We start from the raw sequence: 18,003 nt of genomic DNA, 5'->3' as shown, positions 1-18,003 counted from the left end.
CGCAGCTCGGCGCCGGGGCGGAGCCCCTGGACGGGGGAACACTAGGATGGGCGGGGCCGTTATCGGCAATGACTACGGAATTCATGGTCCGGACGGGGCAGGCTGGAGGCGGGTATGGCGACGGTGACCGGAGGTGGCGCCCAGCCGGAGCTCGCGGAGTGCACGCCCACGTCGGCGGCGGCCCCGCCGCACCCGGGCCCGGCCGTCCTGGCCGACGCGGGTGACCTGCTGCGTGCGCTGGCGGCGCCGGTCCGGATCGCGATCGTGCTGCAGCTGCGGGCGGCCGACCGGTGCGTGCACGAGCTGGTGGACGCCCTCGACGTCGCCCAGCCGCTGATCAGCCAGCACCTGCGGGTGCTGAAGACCGCCGGAGTCGTCCAGGGCGAGCGCCGCGGCCGCGAGGTGGTGTACCGGCTGGCCGACGACCACCTGGCGCACATCGTCGTCGACGCCGTCGCCCACGTGCAGGAAGGAAAGTGATGAACCCCGCCGCGTCGCGCAGCCAGGCCCCGGTGCCCGGACGCCGATCGACCAAGCAGCGGGCCGCGGTCGTCGAGCTGCTCAGCACCATCGACGACTTCCGCTCCGCCCAGGAACTGCACGACGAGCTGCGCAAGCGCGGCGACGGCATCGGCCTGACGACGGTGTACCGCACGCTGCAGTCCCTCTCGGAAGCGGGCGAGATCGACGTGCTGCGAACCGACTCGGGCGAGGCGATCTACCGCCGCTGCTCGGCGCACCACCACCATCACCTGGTGTGCCGCCTGTGCGGCCGGACGGTCGAGGTCGAGGGCCCGGCGGTGGAACGCTGGGCGGAGAAGATCGCCGCCGAGCACGGCTTCTCGGAGATCTCGCACACGGTGGAGATCACCGGCACCTGCGCAGACCACTGACCCCCGTACCCGCACGGACGACACGGACAGGCGGGCACCGGACTTCGTGTCGTCCGCCGGGGTACGCGAGCCGACCGGCTGGGTACGCGTGGCGGCTCAGGCCGGGCGGGTTGCCGGCCAGGCCACGTCGTCGATGGCCAGCCAAGGGGCCGTGGCCACCGCCGCGGGTGTGGTTCCCGTGATCGCGCGAACCTCGCGGTTCAGGTGCGACTGGTCGGCGTAGCCGCTGCGGGCCGCCACGCTCGCCGCCGGGTGACCCGCGGCGAGCAGGTGTGCCGCGTGGTCGAAGCGGACCAGCCGGGCCGCGCTTTTCGGCGTCACCCCCAGCTGCGCCCGGAAGCGGGACCACAGGCGCTTGCGGCTCCAGCCGACCTCCTCCGCCAGGCCCTCGACCCGCACCCGGCCGCGGCAGGCGACCGTCCGGCGCCAGGCCTGGGCGATCTCCGGCTCGACCCGGCGGCGCCCGGCCCGCCGGGCGAGCGCCTCCGCCGCGAGCGCGAACCGTTCGTCCCACGACCGGGCGGTGCGCAGCCGCTGCTCGAGCTGCCGGGTGTCGCGGCCCCACACTTCTTCCAGGGTGGCCACGGTGCCCGTGAGGCCGGCCGCCTCGCCGAGGACCGCGGCCGCGGCCACCGGAGACAGCCGGATCTGCAGGCACTCGCCTCCTCGCCCGCCCGTGTGGAGGCGGCCCGGGAGCAGCCCGGCGACGAAACTTCCCCGGTGGCGCCACCCTTCGGTGGCGCAGACGACTCCCCCGGCCTCGCTCAGGTCGAGGATCAGCGTGACCGACGGATGCGCGACCATCGCGATCTCGGCCGGCCCGGGGGCCCGCTGCCGAAACCCGGCCATGGCGATCCCCGGCAGCCGGTCCGCCGGGCGCGGCACCGCGATGTCCACGTCCGCCCAGGTCCAGCCGCTCGACAGCACGTGCGCCAGCTTAGGCCGACGGGAGCACGGCGAAGCGCACCAGAAGCTCACTGGTCGCTTCGGGCGCTTCGAGCATCGGGAGGTGACCGACCCCGGGCAGCAGCTCGACGCGCGCGCCCGGCACCTTCTCGTACCGCTTCGCCGACGCCGGGTCCCAGCGGGGATCCGCCGCACCGAAGATCACCAGCACGGGCACCCCGAGCCCGGCGAGCCGGTCGGGCACGCTCCGCTCGGCGACGTAGGCGGAGTTGCCGCGCAGCACCTTCCGGAACGCGCGGTAGGTCATCGTCTTCAGGTCGGCGATCAGCTCGTCCGGGATGGCCACGTCGCAGGCCGCCGTCGCGCGGATTCCCTTGCGGATCACCCCATCCGGCCGTCGAAGCCAGAGCAGCGGGCCGAGCGGCGGCGCCAGCAGTGCCCGGACGGCGAACGGCTGCGGCAGCAGGGCGTCCAGGCCCGGGCCGGTACTGACCAGTGCCAACGACCGCACCAGCTCGGGGCGCTGTTCCGCCAGCGCGGTGGCGACGTAGCCGCCGCTGGAGTGCCCGGCCACCGCGACCTGCCGCACGCCGAGGTCGTCGAGCAGCGCGGCCACCCGGGCGGCGAGCCCGGGCACCGCGTAGGACCGGACGGGCGGCGACTGGCCACACCCCGGCAGATCGACCCGGATGACGTGGTGGCGAGTGGTGAGCGCCTCGGCCACCGGCCCCCAGGAGGCACCCGAGGCACCCGATCCGTGGATCAGCAGCACCGGCGGCGCCTGCCGCGGTCCCTCGCGGACCACGCGCATCCCGTGCGCGATGTCGTGATTTCCCATGCGCCGCAAGGTAAGGCGCCCGTCGTCCGCCCGTCTTGGACGAATGTCAGCGCCGGTCAGTACTCATACGGGTCCTTGGGGGTGGGCACCGTTGTCACCGATGCCGGGGTGAAGTCCGGGGTGTAGCTGTTCTCCTTCGTCGCCGTGCCCGGGACCACGCGGCCGGTCACCTTGATCCACGTGTCGCTGGCCAGATGGTCCGCTTCGCCGCCGCGGAGGCGGACCGTCACCGGGAACGCGTCCGCCGCGCAGCAGCTGATCACCAGGCGGGCCAGCAGCGTGTTGCCCTCGGTGTGCACCACGAACCCGGTCAGCGCGACCGTGCGGTCGTCGAGCGTGCCCGCCTTGTCCCAGCCCGCGCGGCTGACGAACTCGTTGACCGCCAACGGCACCACGTCCCCCGCCGGCAACGGCGGGAAGGCCGCCGCGTTGGCCGCGGCCGCGCTCGACGGCGCACGGGACTCCGTGCGGATCACCGAGTCCGAGCCCAGTGCCGGGGGCGCCACCAGGAAGACGGCCAGCACCGGGACCAGCAGCAGCCACGCCGGCCGGGTCGAGTGGGCGTGCCCGTGGTCCGCGGCGCCGTGGCCCGCGGCCTCCGGCAGGTCCGGTGCCGTGCCCGGCTCGGCCCCGGCGGCGACCTTCGCGCGCGCCGCCAGCAGGTCACGCACGATCGCGACCGCGCCGAGCAGCACCATCACCGCGCCGCCCGCGATGACCCACGGCTGCTGCGCCGGCTTGACGTACCGCAGGTAGTCGCCGTTGACCGCGATCTTGACCAGCGCCCCGCCCAGCAGGATCAGCAGGATGTTCTGGGTCTCCCGTTTCACGACACCCCCACCACGACTCCGGCCACGACCGCGCAGGCGATCGCCACCACGAACGTCACGGGCGCGAACCGCACCGCGAACGACCGGCCGAACGTGCCCGCCTGCAGGGCGAACAGCTTGACGTCCACCGCCGGGCCGACGACCAGGAACACCAGCTTCGGCAGCAGCGGCAACGCGGTCAGCGACGCCGCCACGAACGCGTCCGCCTCGCTGCACAGCGCCAGCACCACCGCGAGCACCGCCATGACGAGCACGCCGAGCACGATCTGGTCGCCGAGCACGCCGAACCACCTGGCAGGCACGAGCACGTTCAGCGCCGACGAGATCAGCGCGCCCAGCACCAGGAAACCGCCGGCCTCGACCAGGTCCGTGCGGGCCGTCTCGGCGAACACCCGCCACCGTTGCCCGGTCGCCACCTCCGGGAGACGGCGCAGGGCGCGTTCGGTGATCCATTCGAGCTTGCCCCAGCGGGCCCACAGCCAGCCCATCACCACCGCGGTGGCCAGCGAGCCGGCGAACCGGGCCAGCACCATCTCCGGTTTGCCGGGGAACGCGACCGCGGTGGCCACCAGCACCACCGGGTTCACCGCGGGGGCGGCGAGCAGGAACGTCAGTGCCGCCGCCGGGGCCACGCCCTGCCCCATCAGCCGCCGGGCCACGGGCACGGAGGCGCATTCGCAGCCCGGCAGCGCAACGCCGGCTAGCCCGGCGACGCCGACGGCCGCACCGGCCCGGCGTGGCAGCACCTTCTCCAGCACGCGCGCGGGCACGAACGCGGCAATGGCGCCGCTGATCAGCACGCCGAGCACGAGGAACGGCAGCGCCTGCACGCACACGGCGACGAACACCGTGGAGCCGGTGCGCAGCGCCGGAACGTCGAACAGCTGCTGCAGCCGGCCCTGGGCGAGGATGGCGATCAGCAGGATCGCGCACAGCACTTCGACCGAGCTGATCCGGAAGCGGCGGGTGCGCCGTCCGGGCTCGGCCTCGGTGTCGGGAAGGGTGTCCACGGCGGAGATGATGCCAGGAGGGTCCGACAGGATCGGACCCGCACAGGCCGAAAACGGCCGGATACGGCCGGTTTTCGACCGGAATTCTCCGTTCGCGGCGGTTTCGGACCCGTGTGGGTTACGCCTTCAGGTCGCCGGATGGCAGGAAAGAGTCGTTCACCGCGTCGGATGGCATGAACGAGTCGTTCATGTCCTCGGGGCTCGCGAATCCGGCGGCCCGGACAGTCAGAGGATGCCCGGCAGGTCGGCCCGCAGCTGCGAAGCCGTCGACACCACGAGCATCAGCAGCGTCCCGAGCGCCGCTTCGTCCAGACCGGCCGCGGGGAACGCGTAGCGCAGCGTCACGTCGACGCCGTTGTCCGAGTGGCCGATCCCGAGCGTCCCGAACAGTCCCTGGCCCGCCCGCTCGGCCACGGCAATCGACAGCTCCGGCGCGTCCGGCAGGTCCCAGCCGACCACGCACGTCAGGGTCAGGACCGTGAGGCCCTCCCCGAGACGGGTCGCCTGGATCACGCACGGCACGCCGCCGTGGGAGAACGTCAGCGCCCCGTCGTCGTCGACGCGGACCTCGAGGTAACGCTCGAGTGCGTCCTTCGCCTGTGTCAGCAGCTCCGCCGTTTCGGCCGCTTCGGTGGCACTCACGACGAGGCCGCCTGGTCGACCGCGCCGCCGAAGCGGCGGTCGCGCTTGGCGAACTCCAGGCAGGCGCGCCACAGGTGGGTCCGGTCGAAGTCCGGGAACAGCGTGTCCTGGTAGACCATCTCGGCGTAGGCCGACTGCCACAGCAGGAAGTTCGACGTCCGCTGCTCGCCCGAGGGCCGCAGGAACAGGTCCACGTCCGGCATTTCCGGCTGGTACAGGTACTTGCCGATGGTCTTCTCGGTGACCTTGCCCGGGTCCAGCCTGCCGTCGGCGACGTCCTGGGCGATCCGGCGCATCGCGTCGGCGAGCTCGGCGCGGCCGCCGTAGTTGACGCACATCGTCATGTTGAGCGCCGTGTTGTGCTTGGTCTTCTCCTCGGCCGCCTGCAGTTCCTTGATCACCGACGCCCACAGCTTCGGCCGCCGCCCCGCCCAGCGGATGCGCACGCCGATCGAGCCGAGGTAGTCGACCTGACGGCGGATCGTGTCGCGGTTGAAGCCCATGAGGAACCGCACCTCTTCGGGGCTGCGCTTCCAGTTCTCGGTCGAGAACGCATACACCGACAGCCACTTGACGCCGAGTTCGACCGCGCCGCTGGCGACGTCGATCATCACCGCTTCGCCGCGCTTGTGTCCCTCGATCCGCGGCAGGCCGCGCTGGTTGGCCCAGCGGCCGTTGCCGTCCATGACCAGCGCGACGTGCTTGGGCAGCAGGTCGCGGGGGATTTCCGGTGGCTTCGCGCCGGACGGGTGCGGATCCGGGGCCCGCAGCTCGTATCGCGACGCCTTGTTCTCGCGTCCCCTGCGCAGCACTGCGAGCCTCCCTGGATGGGTGAAACCGATCTGGCCCGACCCTACTGCCCGGGTACCCGCTGACCTTCGGCGGAGCCCCCGGATGTCACCGCCTCACGAGCGCGTCGCTCGACCAGGGGCAGGGACCGCAGCTGGCGCTCCAGGTGCCACTGCAGGTGGGCCGCGACCAGGCCGCTCGCGTCGCGGCGGGTGCCGGGCAGGGTCGCCTCGGCCAGCGGCCATTCGCCGTGCAGGAGGGCGGTGAGCAGGTCGAGGACCTCGGGAGCGGGGTGCACGCAGCCGGGGATCCGGCAGTCGGCGCACATCGAGCCGCCCGCGGCGACGCTGAACGCCGTGTGCGGGCCGGGCAGGCCGCAGCGGGCGCACTCGGTGAGCGCGGGCGCCCAGCCGGCGTAGGACATCGCGCGGAGGAAGAAGGCGTCGAGCACGAGGGAGGCGTCCCGCTCCCCCGCGGCGAGCGCGCGCAGCGCCCCGACGACGAGGAGGTACAGCTTGAGGACGGGCTCGCCCTCTTCGGCCGAGAGCCGGTCCGCGGTCTCGGCGATCGCGCTGGCCGCGGTGTAGCGCTGGTAGTCGGCGACCAGCGGCAGCGCGAAGGCGTCGACGGTCTCGACCTGGGTGATCACGTCGAGGGTCCGGCCGGTGTAGAACTGCACGTCGACGTGGCCGAACGGCTCCAGCCGCGCCCCGAAGCGCGACGACGTGCGCCGCACGCCCTTGGCGACGGCGCGGACCTTGCCGTGCCGCCGGGTCAGCAGCGTGACGATCCGGTCGGCTTCACCGAGCTTGTGCGTGCGCAGCACCACTCCGGTGTCGCGGTAGAGGTTCACCACCCCGACATCGTCCCACTCTCGGGCGATGCCGGGGTGGTGCGCCCCGCGGAAATCAGCAGTAGTAGCCGCTGCAGGCGGTGCTGACCGCCACCGCCGAGGCGATGATGATGATGATCGCCGTGACGCAGCCGATGCCGCCCAGGATGGTCGAGATCAGGCAGAGCGTCTTGGTGGTACGCGACGCCTGCTCGGCCATCGCGTAGTTGCCCTGCATCTTGTAGGTGCCGACCTCGTTGGACTTCATGATCGCGAAGATCCCGAGGATGAGGCCGCCGAGGAAGAGCGAAGCGATCGCCCAGCCCTTGTAGTCCTTGATGGCGTTGACGTCGCCGCCGGGCATGCCGTAGCCGGGGGCACCGAAGCCGCCGGTGGGCGGCTGCCCGTACGGCGCGGGCTGCCCGTACGGGGCCGGCTGGCCGTAGGGCGCGGCGGGCACGCCACCGGACGGCGTGCCATAGCCCGGCTGTGGCTGCTGCGGCTGCTGGCCGTAGGGCTGCTGCGGCTGGCCGTAGGGATTGGTCATGAACTTCTACCCCAACTACTCGTGAACTTCCGCCGGGCGACCCCCGGCGACGATGCGGAAAAGCGTGCTAGTGCTGCGGCGGCTGCCCGAAACTGCCGGGATCGATCTTCTGGGTCTCCCCGGCCTCTTCCGGCCGCAGCATCTGGGTGCGCTCGGGCTGCTCGCCGGAGGCGCCTGGCGAGTCCGGGCGGAGCATCTGGGTGCGCTCGCCTTCGTCGAAGGACGGGCCGCCGGGCTGCGGGAGGCCGCCGGGCTGCGGCTGGCCGAAGCCGCCGGGCGCGGGCTGCTGCGGGAAGCCGCCCGAGGCGGGCTGGCCGGGTTGCGGCTGGCCGAAACCACCCGGGGCGGGCTGCTGCGGAAAGCCGCCGGACTGCGGCTGCTCGAAACCACCAGACTGCGGCTGGCCGGGTTGCGGCTGACCAAAGCCGCCCGGGGCGGGCTGCTGCGGAAAGCCACCGGACTGCGGCTGCTCGAAACCACCAGACTGCGGCTGGCCGAACCCGCCCGGGGCGGGCTGGCCCGGCTGCGGCTGACCGAAACCACCCGGGGCAGGCTGCTGCGGGAAACCACCCGGCTGCGACTGTTCGAAACCGCCCGGCTGCGGCTGACCAAAGCCACCCGGAGCAGGCTGACCCGGCTGCGGCTGCCCGAAACCCCCGGCGGGCTGCTGCGGAAAGCCACCGGAGCCGAACTGCCCGGGCTGCTGCCCCGCCGGGGGATACCCCCCGGCGAACGGCTGCGCGCCCGGCTGGGCGAACGGCGTCGCCGCGTCGTCGGCGGTGACCACGATGGTGCCCGTCATCTTGTCCGCGAGCGTCTGGGACTTGTCGTCCCACAGGGGCCACAGCCAGCCGACGTAGCAGATGACGTTGTCGACGGCGTGGGCCAGGTCGCGCACGAACGCGATGCCCGGGCCGACCGGCTGGCCGGTGTCCTCCCGGACCAGCTTGACCTTCGCGACCCGCTTGCCCATCGACTGGCCGGTGTTGCCCTGCAGGATCCAGCGGTTGTACACGGACCAGCCGAGCCAGGCGAGCGAGCCGACCACCGTCAGCATCGAAAACGCGTCTCCCCCGGTGAAGGCCAGCGGGACGAGAATCACGCACAGCACGAGGAAAGGACCCACGTCGATGAGCCAGCCGAGGGCGCGCTGGCCCCAGTTCGCGTAGTTCTGCGGCGCGCCGAAGGGAGTGCCCGGCTGCCCGAACGGCTGTGGCTGCCCGAAGGACTGCTGACCGTAGGGATCGGTCATCGGGTCTCCCCCTCGATGGTCGCATGTGGATCCGGCACGGGCCGGTCCGCGGGAGCGTACTCGCTGCCGTGACGGCCGCGCCTCCCAGGCGTCCACTGTCCGGGTGACACGGTCGTGGGTCCGACGCGACCGGTCCGCGCTCGGTTCCCCTCAGTGGCGATTCAGACGCGCAACGCGGTGAACGGGGCGAACGGCAGGTTGCGGACGATGAACCAGACGACGAACACGACCGAAAACGCCAGTGGCGTCCAGCGCCAGTGCAGCCAGCTGTTCACCGGGCGGCCGCGCAGGCGGCCGACGGTCCACGCGATGATGCTCCACACGAACAGCAGCACGATCACGAACGACACCGCGTTGTAGTGCAGGGCGGCGGGAATGTCGCCGTGCATCACGCTGTAGGCCATCCGCATGCCGCCGCAGCCCGGGCAGTCGATGCCGAGCAACGCCTTGGTCGGGCAGACCGGGAGGAAGCCGCCCGGCGTTGTCGGGTCGCCGATCCAGACGACCGCGCAGCACACGCCGAGGCCGCCGACGACGGCCATCGGCGCGCCGAGGGCACGCAGCTTCGCCCTGGCCCCGCGGGCCGGGTATCCCGTGTAGACAGTCGTCATCGAGCCGCCCCCCAAAGCGACACCCCGAGCAGCACGAACACCAGGAAGGCCGCGAGCAGGTAGAGCGCGACCACCGCGGCGGCGGAGATCGCCGCCCACATCGCCCACTTGCGGGCGTCGTCGGCCGACCGCTGCGCTTCGGCGTGGTAACCCTGGTACCACAGGGTGTTGACCTGGTTGGCCTTCACGATGGCGACGATACCCAACGGCACGCAGCACATGATGGTGGCCAGGATCGCCCAGACCAGGTTGGTCTCCGGTGGCGGCCCGGAGGGCGGCGGGTACTGCGGGTACGGCCAGGTCACCGGGTCCGTCCTCCTGCTGCCGTCGACGACGTCGTCAGTGGGACGCGGCGTCGTCTGTCAGCGTTCCCAGCAGGAGCACGGCCGCCACGATGGCCGCGGCCCAGACGACCAGCCCGGCGACCGCGGCGACGATCGCCCAGCGGCGGGCGTCGCGGGCCGCCGCGTGGGCCGCCTCCTGGTCGCCCTGGGCCCAGAGCTTCTCGACCTTGACCGCCTGGAAGATCGAGATGACACCGAAGGGCAGGCAGCAGACGATCGCGCTGACGATGCCCCAGACCAGGTTCGAGGCGGGCGGCGGGCCGGGGTTGTAGTCCGCGGGCGGGGTCGGCTTCGCGGTCATGTCAGAACCCCAGCCGGCGCAGCTGGCGGGGGTCGCGCTGCCAGTCCTTGGCCACCTTGACGTGCAGGTCGAGGTAGACCTTCGAGCCGAGCAGCCGCTCGATGTGCTTACGCGCGGTCGCGCCGACCTCGCGCAGCCGCTCGCCCTTGTGCCCGAGGATGATCCCCTTCTGGCTGGGCCGTTCCACGTACAGGAACGCGTGCACGTCGATGAGGTCGTCGCGGCCTTCGCGCGGCAGCATCTCCTCGACGGTGACGGCGATCGAGTGCGGCAGCTCGTCGCGGACGCCTTCCAGCGCCGCCTCGCGGATCAGCTCGGCGACCAGCGTCTGCTCGGGCTCGTCGGTCAGCTCGCCGCCCGGGTACAGCTGCGGGCCCTCCGGAAGCCGCTCGATCAGCAGCTTGGCCAGCGTGTCGACCTGGAAACCGTCCACCGCGGACACCGGGACCAGCTCGGCGAAGTCCATCACCTGCTGCAGGGCGAGCAGCTGCTCGGCGACCTGCTGGGGCTGGACGAGGTCGGTCTTGGTGACGATGCCGATCACCGGCGTCCGCTTGGCGATCTTCTGCAGCTCGGCGGCGATGAACTTGTCGCCGGGCCCGATCTTCTCGTTCGCCGGCACGCAGAACCCCACGACGTCCACTTCGGACCACGTCGTGTGCACGATGTCGTTGAGCCGCTCGCCGAGCAGGGTGCGGGGGCGGTGCAGGCCGGGCGTGTCGATGAGGACGAGCTGGGCGTCCTCGCGGTGCACGATGCCGCGGATGGCGTGCCGGGTGGTCTGCGGCTTGCTGGAGGTGATCGCGACCTTCGTGCCGACGAGGGCGTTGGTTAGCGTCGACTTGCCCGCGTTGGGACGGCCGACGAAGCAGGCGAAGCCGGAGCGGTGCTCGGTCATCGCTCGAGCACCTGGAGGATCTCGCCGCGGGGGTCGGCGAGGATGATCGGCGCGGTCTTCGCGATGTCGCGGACCGCGTGCACCGACGCCTCCTTGAGCAGGCCCTGGTCGGTGACGACGGCGGCGGCCTCGATGCCCTCGGCGCCGCTGGAGAGGGCGGCGGCGACCGCGGCCTGGAGCGCGGTGAGCTTGAACGACGGCTGGTCGACCGTGCCTGCGGCGTAGGTGCGGCCGTCGGTGTCGCGGACCGCGGCGCCCTCGGGCGCCTGGATGCGGGCGCGGGAGGACCGGGCCAGCGTCACCAGCTTGTGGTCATCGGCCTCGAGTTCAGGCATGTTCGACGCTCCTGTCGCGTTCGTCGGGGTGGGGCAGGCGGGTCCGGCGGCGCGCGCTCCGGTCGGCGGGGTCGGTCACCGCGTCGGCGTCGGCCGGGTGCACGACCACGGACGTGATCCGCATGCGGCCGCGCCGGTCTTTGCCCCCTTCGGCGAACAGCCGAAGGCCGGCGACCTCCGCTTCGGCCCCCGGCAGCGGGACCCTACCCAGTCGTTCCGCGAGCAGGCCGCCCACGGTCTCCACGTCGTGGTCTTCGAGGTCGATGCCGAACAGCTCGCCCAGGTCGTCGACGCTCATCCGGGACGACACGCGGACGGCGCCGTCGTCGAGCTCCTCGACTTCGGGGCGCTCGTCGGCGTCGGACTCGTCGGTGATCTCGCCGACGATCTCCTCCAGCACGTCCTCGATGGTGAGCAGGCCCGCCGTGCCGCCGTACTCGTCGACGGCGATCGCCATGTGGTTGTGCGAGCGCTGCATTTCCTTGAGCAGCTCGTCGAGGCGCTTGGAGTCCGGGACGAACGACGCCGGCTTCATCACCGACTCGACGACGGTGCTCGGCCCGTCCGGGTCGAGGTAGGCCGTCATGAGGTCCTTGATGTTGACGACGCCGACGATGTCGTCGACGGACTCGTCGATCACCGGCAGCCGGGTGAACCCGGTGCGCAGGGCCAGCGCCAGTGCCTGGCGGACGGTCTTGGCGCGCTCGATCCAGACGATCTCGGTGCGCGGCACCATGACCTCGCGGGCGACGGTGTCGCCGAGCTCGAACACCGAGTGGATCATCTCGCGCTCGGAGTCCTCGACGACGCCGCGTTCCTGGGCCATGTCGACCAGCTCGCGCAGCTCGACCTCGGAGGTGAACGGGCCTTCGCGGAAGCCCTGGCCGGGCGTGATGGCGTTGCCGACGAGGATCAGCAGCCGCGACAGCGGGCCGAGGACCGAGCCGAGGACGCGGACGGGGCCGGCGACGTAGCGGCCGATGCGGTAGGGGTGCTGGCGGCCGAGGGTGCGCGGGCCGACGCCGATGAGGACGTAGCTGACCACGACCATGACGACCGCGGTGACCAGGACCGCGAGGCCGAGCGGCCGGATCCACGTCCCGACGGCGACGGTGACGAGCACCGTCGCGGTCAGCTCGCAGCCGAGGCGCAGCAGGAGCAGCAGGTTGATGTGGCGGCGGCGTTCGGCGACGACGCTCGCGAGCTGCCGGGCGCCGGGGAGCCCGAGCCGGGCGAGGCCTTCGGCCCGGGCCTGCGAGACGCTGCTGATGGCGGCGTCGGCCGCGGCGAACACGCCCGCGAGGAGCACGAGCGCGATCGCGAAGAGGAGCTGGACCATGGCAGGCGCCTAGGGCGTGTCCCCGGTGGACGGCTCGGGCGCGTCGAGCCCGGCGATGCCGAGGACGCGGTCGTCGGTGCTGCGCTGGGCGTTCTGCTTCGCCAGCGCGGCGACGGCGTCCTGGTACTCGCCGAGGATGCGCTTCTGGAGGGCGAACATCTCGCGTTCCTCGGCCGGTTCGGCGTGGTCGTAGCCGAGCAGGTGGAGGCAGCCGTGCACGGTGAGCAGGTGCAGCTCGTCCATGAGCGAGTGCCCCGCGGTCTTGGCCTGGTCCTTGGCGAACGCCGGGCAGAGCACGATGTCCCCGAGCAGAGCAGGCGACGCGTCGGGCGCGTCGGGGCGGCGGGAGGAGTCGAGCTCGTCCATCGGGAAGGCCATGACGTCGGTGGGCCCCGGCAGGTCCATCCAGCGTTCGTGGAGGTCTTCCATGACGTCGAGGGTGACGAGCAGGATGGACAGCTCGGCGAGCGGGCTGACCTCCATCTTGTCGAGGGCGTAGCGGGCGGCGGAGACGATGGACGCCTCGTCGACGTTGACGCCGGACTCGTTGGCGATCTCGATGCTCAACGCCTGGTGCCCTTCCAGCCGTCGCCCTGCTGGGCGTCCTGCACGGCCTGCCACTTTTCGTAGGCGTCGACGATGTCCCCGACGAGCTTGTGCCGGACGACGTCCTGGCTGGTCAGCTCGGCGAAGTGGAGGTCTTCGACGCCGGTGAGGATGTCCCGCACGACACGCAGGCCGCTGCGCTGCCCGCTGGGCAGGTCGACCTGGGTGATGTCGCCGGTGACGACGATCTTGGAGCCGAAGCCGAGCCGGGTGAGGAACATCTTCATCTGCTCGGGCGTGGTGTTCTGCGCCTCGTCGAGGATGATGAAGGCGTCGTTCAGCGTGTTGTGCGTCAGCAGGTGATCGTCGGTGACGTACAGCGAGTCGGCGGCGCCCACCTGGATGCACACGGCCTCGGCTCGGCCTGCCGGTTCGATGCGGTCGATGAACCGCATCGGACGGCCACCACCGCCGGCCTCGTGGTAGCGCTGCCGCTTGCGAGTGAGGCGGAACGGCTCGATCCCGGCGGGCAGCCGGATCTCGAGGACGTGCGCGTCGTGCCGGTAGCTCACGTCCCGTCCGTTGGCCCGGCCCGGCTTGCGGCCGAGCGCGGCGCGGCGCCGGGTGTAGGCAACGCCGCCGAGCGACTGCACCAGGCGGATGACGTCGTCCTTGAGCCGCGGCGACGTTGTGACGTACTGGATGCGGCAGGTGCGGGCGAACTGCGTGACCGGCCCGCCGTCGGAGTCCAGCAGCCCTTGCAGGAGCGCCAGCCGGACGTCCGCGGAGTTCTGGAGGTAGACCTCCGGGACGAACTTGGTGTGGGAACGGGTGCCGATCAGTTCCAGCGTGCGCAGCGCCCCGGCGACCGGGTTCTCGAGCGTGATGACCTCGCCCTGCTGCCGCATCCGGTTGAGCGTGTAGTCGGCTCCGTCCTTGTGGCGCACGCGCACACCGGGCAGTGCCGCCTCGAGGGCGAGGGCCAGCTCGGGGTCCTCGGTCGCGAAGCCCGGCGTCGTGGAGCCGGTCAGGCAGCCGTCGCCGAGCAGAAGCCCCAGTGCGTAGGGGTCCATCGGCACTTCGCGCCCGGGGTGGCACGCCGGCGCCGTGAGCATCGGCAGTTCGTACCGGCGGGCGTGCGCGGCACGCAGCTTGCCGATCATGTCCTTGGTCTGGAGGACACGCCACGGCTTGCCACGGCGCTTGTCGGACGCGGTCTTGACCGCCCAGAGGTGCTCACCGCAGCACAGCGTCGAGGCACCGTCGCTCGCGGTGACGCGATAGATGTCCTTCTCGCCCTGCGGGTAGACACCGAGGACGGGCGTCGGCTCCCCGTTCGAGCCGATGACCAGGTCGCCGACCTGCAGTTCGCCGATGGGCCGGAAACCGTCCGGGGTCAGCACCGGCGTCGTCACCGGCTGCGCACGGCCACGCATATAGGCGAGGGGTGCGATTTCGATCGTCCCGGCCTGCATGAGGCGCGGGATCGACTCCGGTTCGACCATGTCGTGCAGCGCGTCGTAGAGCGGGCGCAGGTACGGGTCGATCTTCTCGTTGAGCGTGCCCGGCAGGTAGCCGAGGCGCTCGCCGGCTTCGACGGCCGGGCGGGTGAGGACGATGCGGGTGACCTGCTTGGCCTGCAGGGCCTGGACGGCCTTGGCCATGGCCAGGTAGGTCTTGCCGGTGCCGGCGGGGCCGATGCCGAAGACGACGGTGTGCTTGTCGATGGCGTCGACGTAGCGCTTCTGGTTGAGCGTCTTGGGCCGGATGGTCTTGCCGCGCCGGGACACGATGTTGAGGCTGAGGACCTCGGCGGGCGAGGCGTCGCCGGTGGAGAGCATGCCGACGGTGCGCCGCACGGTGTCCGGGCCGACCTGCTGGCCGCCGGTGGCGAGCTGGACGAGCTCGGCGAAGACGCGTTCGGCGAAGGCGACGTCGGCCGGGGTGCCGGTCAGGGTGACCTCGTTGCCGCGGACGTGCACGTCGGCGGCGAGGAGTTCCTCGGCGACGCGCAGGTTCTCGTCACGGGACCCGAGCAGGCTGAGTGCGGCGGCGTCGGGGATGGGGAACCGGGACTGAGCAGCCTGAACAGCGCCATCCTCGGTCTTGGGGACGTCCCCGGGGACGTCAGGTCGGGCGGCTCCACCCGGTACGGTTCCGGCCACGTGGCCTCGGCCCTGCTTTCTCGGTGAGGGACTACGGACCCCACCGATGCTACTGGCACCCCCCGACAAGACGCAGGCCGGTTTCGCTAGTCCTGCTCCGGAGCCCCGAACAACCCCAGCGGCTCCCCGCCCAGCACATGGGCATGAACATGGAAGACGGTCTGCCCAGCATCTTCATCGGTGTTGAAGACAACCCGATACCCACTCTCAAGGATGCCCTCGATCTCGGCAACCTTCCGGGCAGCAAGAGCAACATCGGCAAGCAACCCAGGATCGGCGGCGGCAAGCTCCCCCAGGTTCCGGTACCGCTTCCGAGGCACAACCAGAACATGAACCCGAGCCTGAGGCCGAATATCCCGGAAGGCAAAGGTCGACTCATCCTGATAGACAACATCGGCAGGGATCTCCCCACCAATGATCCGTTCAAAGAGAGTCTCAGCATCCAAACCGCTCATAAGAGCACCCTACCGACCCACCCAACAAACGCGCCGAAGGGACAACACGGTGCCCGAAGGGTCAACACGCGTGACCAGAGAGACGACACGCGTGATTGAAGGGACGACACGCGTGACCAGAGGGACGACACGGCAAGGCAACGGGTAACCCCACGGGAGGACGCGAGAAGGCCGAAGGCCGCCGAGCAACAGGCAACGGGCACCCGAGAACCAGACCGAACGAGAAGCCGGCGGGGGTCCGGGGGCGTGCCCCCGGCTGGGGGTCTGGGGGTTTGACCCCCAGAAGACACAACGAACGCAAAGCGGCACCTGAACGAGCGAAGCGAGAGAAGGTGCCGCGGGCGGTAGACCCTGGGGGTCGATCTACCGCAGCCGCGGCGGCCGCCGGACCGAGGGGGGAGGTGCCCGGCGGGGTCTGTGTCTTCCCAGTGGCGCGCCTGACAGTGGGTGGCGCGTTAATAAACGAGAGTAACGGGTCGGAGTGTGATCGCGCCATAACTGGGCGCAAATTGTGTCCGGTTTTTTGGGTGATCTCACTGCCAGCGGGTGGTGAGGGCGCCGAGGGCGCCCAGTGCGACGGCCGCTGCGGTGGAGGTGCGCAGGACGGTCGTGCCGAGGCGGACGGCTCGGGCGCCCGCGTCGGTGAGGGTCTTGAGTTCGTCGTCGGTGATGCCGCCTTCGGGGCCGACGACCAGGAGGATGTCTCCGGTGTCGGGGAGCGGGAGGTCGGTGAGCCGGTCGGGGACGTCGGCTTCGAGGACGATCGTCAGTGACGTCGTGGCGGCGAGTTCGGCCAGCTCGGCGGTGGTGACGGGCTCGGTGACGTCGGGGACGTGCGCGCGGCGGGCCTGCTTGGCGGCGGCGCGGGCGGTGGCGCGCCAGCGGGCGAGTGCCTTCTCGCCGCGGGGGCCGTCCTCCCATTTGGCGACGCTGCGGGCGGCGCGCCAGGGGACGACGGCGTCGACGCCGGCTTCGGTGGCGAGTTCGACGGCGAGTTCGCCGCGGTCGCCCTTGGCCAGGGCCTGGGCGACCAGGACGCGCAGCGCGGGTGGCTGTTCGGTCCAGCTCTCCTCGACCGTCATCGTGAGCACGGCGTCGCGGCCCGGCTGGACGGTGTCGACGACGCAGCGGGCCATCGCGCCCGCGCCGTCGGAGAGGACGAGCCGTTCGCCCGCGCGCAGGCGGCGGACGGTGGCCGCGTGCCGGGCTTCCTCGCCGTCGAGGACCGCGTGCCCGGAGGCCGGGACCGACGCGGCGAGGAAGACCGGCAGGGTGGTGTCGGGCACGGTCAGCGGTGGTTCTTGGCGCGCAGCTTGGCGAACAGGCCGCCGTGCTTGCTGCCGTTGTTCGCCAGGGTCGGGACTTCTTCGCCGCGCTGCTGGGCGAGTTCGACGAGCAGTTCGCGCTGGGCGTCGTCGAGCTTGGTGGGGACGACGACGTCGATGTGGACGTGCAGGTCGCCGCGGCCGTCGACGCGGCCGGAGGACCGCAGCCGGGGCATGCCCTTGCCGGTGAGGACGAGTTCGGCGTTGGGCTGGGTGCCGGGTTCGATGTCGAGGTCGTAGTCGCCGTCGACCAGGGTCGCGATGGGCACGGTGGCGCCGAGCGCGGCGGTGGTCATCGGGATGCGGAAGTTGCAGTGCAGGTCGTGGCCCTGCCGGACGAAGACCTCGTGCGGGGTCTCGTCGATCTCGACGTACAGGTCGCCCGCCGGGCCGCCGCCGGGGCCGACCTCGCCCTGGCCGGACAGCCGGATGCGCATGCCGTCGCCGACGCCCGGCGGGATCTTCGCGGTGACGTTGCGGCGGGCGCGGATGCGGCCGTCGCCGCCGCACTGGCGGCAGGGGTCGGGGATGACCTCGCCGAAGCCGCGGCAGACCGGGCAGGGCCGCGCGGTGACGACCTGGCCGAGGAAGGACCGCTGGACGGACTGGACCTCGCCCGCGCCGCCGCAGGTGTCGCAGGTCTTGACCGTGGTGCCTTCGGCGGTGCCGGCGCCGCGGCAGAGGTCGCAGACGATCGCGGTGTCGACGGCGATCTCCTTGTCGACGCCCGTCGCGCACTCCTCCAGGGTCAGGCCGAGGCGGATGAGGGCGTCGGAGCCGGGCTGGACGCGGCTGCGCGGCCCGCGCCCGCGGCCACCGCCGCCTGCCGCGCCGAAGAAGGCGTCCATGATGTCGCCGAGGCCGCCGAAGCCGGCGAAGGGGTCGCCGCCCCCGCCGCGCGCGCCGTTGTCCATCGGGTCGCCGCCGAGGTCGACGATCTTGCGCTTCTGCGGGTCGGACAGCACTTCGTAGGCCGTCGTGACCTCGGCGAACTTGTGCTGGGCGTCGTCCGACGGGTTGACGTCGGGGTGCAGCTCCCTGGCCAGCTTCCGGTACGCGCGCTTGATCTCCTGATCGCTCGCGTTCTTCGCCACCCCGAGGATGCCGTAGTAGTCCCTCGCCACCGTCTTCGCTTCTCCTTCTGC

At 71.7% G+C, this 18,003-nt stretch carries 21 protein-coding genes and 3 pseudogenes; 2 read left to right on the top strand and 22 right to left on the bottom strand.

Features of this window, described 5'->3' with window-relative positions; all coding sequences use genetic code 11:
• The first annotated feature begins 114 nt into the window (after window positions 1-114).
• Both ABJI51_RS17850 and ABJI51_RS17845 read left to right on the top strand, forming a co-directional pair.
• The gene (locus ABJI51_RS17850; protein WP_348952153.1) at window positions 115-480 is read left to right on the top strand and encodes an ArsR/SmtB family transcription factor; all 366 of its coding nucleotides are present in this window, start codon (window positions 115-117) and stop codon (window positions 478-480) included.
• Complete coding sequence (locus tag ABJI51_RS17845; protein ID WP_348952152.1) at window positions 480-893, top strand: Fur family transcriptional regulator; 414 nt, start codon at window positions 480-482, stop codon at window positions 891-893. Before ABJI51_RS17850 ends, ABJI51_RS17845 begins: the two co-directional genes overlap by 1 nt.
• A 96-nt stretch (window positions 894-989) precedes the next feature.
• On the opposite strand, the gene ABJI51_RS17840 is transcribed toward ABJI51_RS17845, so the two are convergent.
• From ABJI51_RS17840 to dnaJ, 22 genes and pseudogenes are all read right to left on the bottom strand, one after another.
• Window positions 990-1,820 carry an AraC family transcriptional regulator gene (locus tag ABJI51_RS17840; RefSeq protein WP_348952151.1) on the bottom strand — a complete coding sequence of 277 codons (831 nt, stop codon included), beginning with the start codon at window positions 1,818-1,820 and terminating at the stop codon, window positions 990-992.
• A 10-nt stretch (window positions 1,821-1,830) separates the two neighbouring features.
• The gene (locus tag ABJI51_RS17835) at window positions 1,831-2,637 is read right to left on the bottom strand and encodes an alpha/beta fold hydrolase (RefSeq protein ID WP_348952150.1); all 807 of its coding nucleotides are present in this window, start codon (window positions 2,635-2,637) and stop codon (window positions 1,831-1,833) included.
• Between the two features lie 56 nt (window positions 2,638-2,693).
• Complete coding sequence (locus ABJI51_RS17830) at window positions 2,694-3,467, bottom strand: TIGR03943 family putative permease subunit (protein WP_348952149.1); 774 nt, start codon at window positions 3,465-3,467, stop codon at window positions 2,694-2,696.
• Window positions 3,464-4,477: a permease gene (locus ABJI51_RS17825; protein ID WP_348952148.1), complete on the bottom strand. Its 1,014-nt coding sequence runs from the start codon at window positions 4,475-4,477 to the stop codon at window positions 3,464-3,466. The genes ABJI51_RS17830 and ABJI51_RS17825 overlap by 4 nt, the downstream gene beginning before the upstream one ends.
• 225 nt (window positions 4,478-4,702) lie before the next feature.
• Window positions 4,703-5,119 (bottom strand): YbjN domain-containing protein, encoded by a 417-nt coding sequence (locus ABJI51_RS17820; protein ID WP_348952147.1) that lies wholly within the window; start codon window positions 5,117-5,119, stop codon window positions 4,703-4,705.
• Window positions 5,116-5,931: an isoprenyl transferase gene (locus ABJI51_RS17815; RefSeq protein ID WP_348952146.1), complete on the bottom strand. Its 816-nt coding sequence runs from the start codon at window positions 5,929-5,931 to the stop codon at window positions 5,116-5,118. Before ABJI51_RS17815 ends, ABJI51_RS17820 begins: the two co-directional genes overlap by 4 nt.
• A 41-nt stretch (window positions 5,932-5,972) precedes the next feature.
• On the bottom strand, window positions 5,973-6,764 hold the full coding sequence (recO, locus tag ABJI51_RS17810) for a DNA repair protein RecO (RefSeq protein WP_348952145.1): 792 nt from the start codon (window positions 6,762-6,764) through the stop codon (window positions 5,973-5,975).
• 52 nt (window positions 6,765-6,816) lie between these two features.
• The gene (locus ABJI51_RS17805) at window positions 6,817-7,287 is read right to left on the bottom strand and encodes a CD225/dispanin family protein (protein ID WP_348952144.1); all 471 of its coding nucleotides are present in this window, start codon (window positions 7,285-7,287) and stop codon (window positions 6,817-6,819) included.
• A 67-nt stretch (window positions 7,288-7,354) separates the two neighbouring features.
• Window positions 7,355-8,539, bottom strand: a complete 1,185-nt coding sequence (locus ABJI51_RS17800; RefSeq protein ID WP_348952143.1) for an RDD family protein — start codon at window positions 8,537-8,539, stop codon at window positions 7,355-7,357.
• Window positions 8,540-8,700: 161 nt separating this feature from the next.
• The gene (locus ABJI51_RS17795) at window positions 8,701-9,150 is read right to left on the bottom strand and encodes a DUF2752 domain-containing protein (RefSeq protein ID WP_348952142.1); all 450 of its coding nucleotides are present in this window, start codon (window positions 9,148-9,150) and stop codon (window positions 8,701-8,703) included.
• A complete protein-coding gene (locus tag ABJI51_RS17790; protein ID WP_348952141.1) occupies window positions 9,147-9,455 on the bottom strand; it encodes a CD225/dispanin family protein in 309 nt (102 codons plus the stop codon). The genes ABJI51_RS17795 and ABJI51_RS17790 overlap by 4 nt, the downstream gene beginning before the upstream one ends.
• A gap of 34 nt (window positions 9,456-9,489) precedes the next feature.
• Window positions 9,490-9,795, bottom strand: a complete 306-nt coding sequence (locus tag ABJI51_RS17785; protein ID WP_348952140.1) for a CD225/dispanin family protein — start codon at window positions 9,793-9,795, stop codon at window positions 9,490-9,492.
• Window position 9,796: 1 nt separating this feature from the next.
• Window positions 9,797-10,693, bottom strand: a complete 897-nt coding sequence (gene era / locus ABJI51_RS17780) for a GTPase Era (protein WP_348952139.1) — start codon at window positions 10,691-10,693, stop codon at window positions 9,797-9,799.
• Window positions 10,690-11,028, bottom strand: a complete 339-nt coding sequence (locus tag ABJI51_RS17775; RefSeq protein WP_348952138.1) for a cytidine deaminase — start codon at window positions 11,026-11,028, stop codon at window positions 10,690-10,692. The genes era and ABJI51_RS17775 overlap by 4 nt, the downstream gene beginning before the upstream one ends.
• Window positions 11,021-12,367 (bottom strand): hemolysin family protein, encoded by a 1,347-nt coding sequence (locus ABJI51_RS17770; RefSeq protein WP_348952137.1) that lies wholly within the window; start codon window positions 12,365-12,367, stop codon window positions 11,021-11,023. The genes ABJI51_RS17775 and ABJI51_RS17770 overlap by 8 nt, the downstream gene beginning before the upstream one ends.
• A 9-nt stretch (window positions 12,368-12,376) precedes the next feature.
• Window positions 12,377-12,934, bottom strand: coding sequence for an rRNA maturation RNase YbeY (gene ybeY, locus ABJI51_RS17765; RefSeq protein WP_348952136.1), 558 nt, complete (start codon window positions 12,932-12,934; stop codon window positions 12,377-12,379).
• Window positions 12,931-13,257 (bottom strand): annotated as a pseudogene (locus tag ABJI51_RS17760) (PhoH family protein); the annotation flags it as partial. The pseudogene ABJI51_RS17760 and the gene ybeY, both read right to left, overlap by 4 nt.
• A gap of 267 nt (window positions 13,258-13,524) precedes the next feature.
• Window positions 13,525-13,821: pseudogene (locus ABJI51_RS17755) on the bottom strand (LAGLIDADG family homing endonuclease); the annotation flags it as partial.
• A 516-nt stretch (window positions 13,822-14,337) separates the two neighbouring features.
• Window positions 14,338-15,078, bottom strand: a pseudogene (locus ABJI51_RS17750) (PhoH family protein); the annotation flags it as partial.
• A gap of 86 nt (window positions 15,079-15,164) precedes the next feature.
• Entirely contained in the window at window positions 15,165-15,533 is a 369-nt protein-coding gene (locus ABJI51_RS17745; RefSeq protein ID WP_348952135.1) for a histidine triad nucleotide-binding protein, read from the bottom strand.
• Window positions 15,534-16,066: 533 nt separating this feature from the next.
• Window positions 16,067-16,819 carry a 16S rRNA (uracil(1498)-N(3))-methyltransferase gene (locus tag ABJI51_RS17740; protein ID WP_348952134.1) on the bottom strand — a complete coding sequence of 251 codons (753 nt, stop codon included), beginning with the start codon at window positions 16,817-16,819 and terminating at the stop codon, window positions 16,067-16,069.
• Window positions 16,820-16,821: 2 nt separating this feature from the next.
• Window positions 16,822-17,982, bottom strand: a complete 1,161-nt coding sequence (gene dnaJ, locus ABJI51_RS17735) for a molecular chaperone DnaJ (protein WP_348952133.1) — start codon at window positions 17,980-17,982, stop codon at window positions 16,822-16,824.
• Window positions 17,983-18,003: the final 21 nt, after the last annotated feature.

Origin of the sequence: Amycolatopsis melonis (assembly GCF_040064235.1) — a bacterium.
Taxonomy (GTDB): Bacteria; Actinomycetota; Actinomycetes; order Mycobacteriales; family Pseudonocardiaceae; genus Amycolatopsis; species Amycolatopsis melonis.
This window is presented reverse-complemented; position numbering and strand designations above follow the sequence as displayed.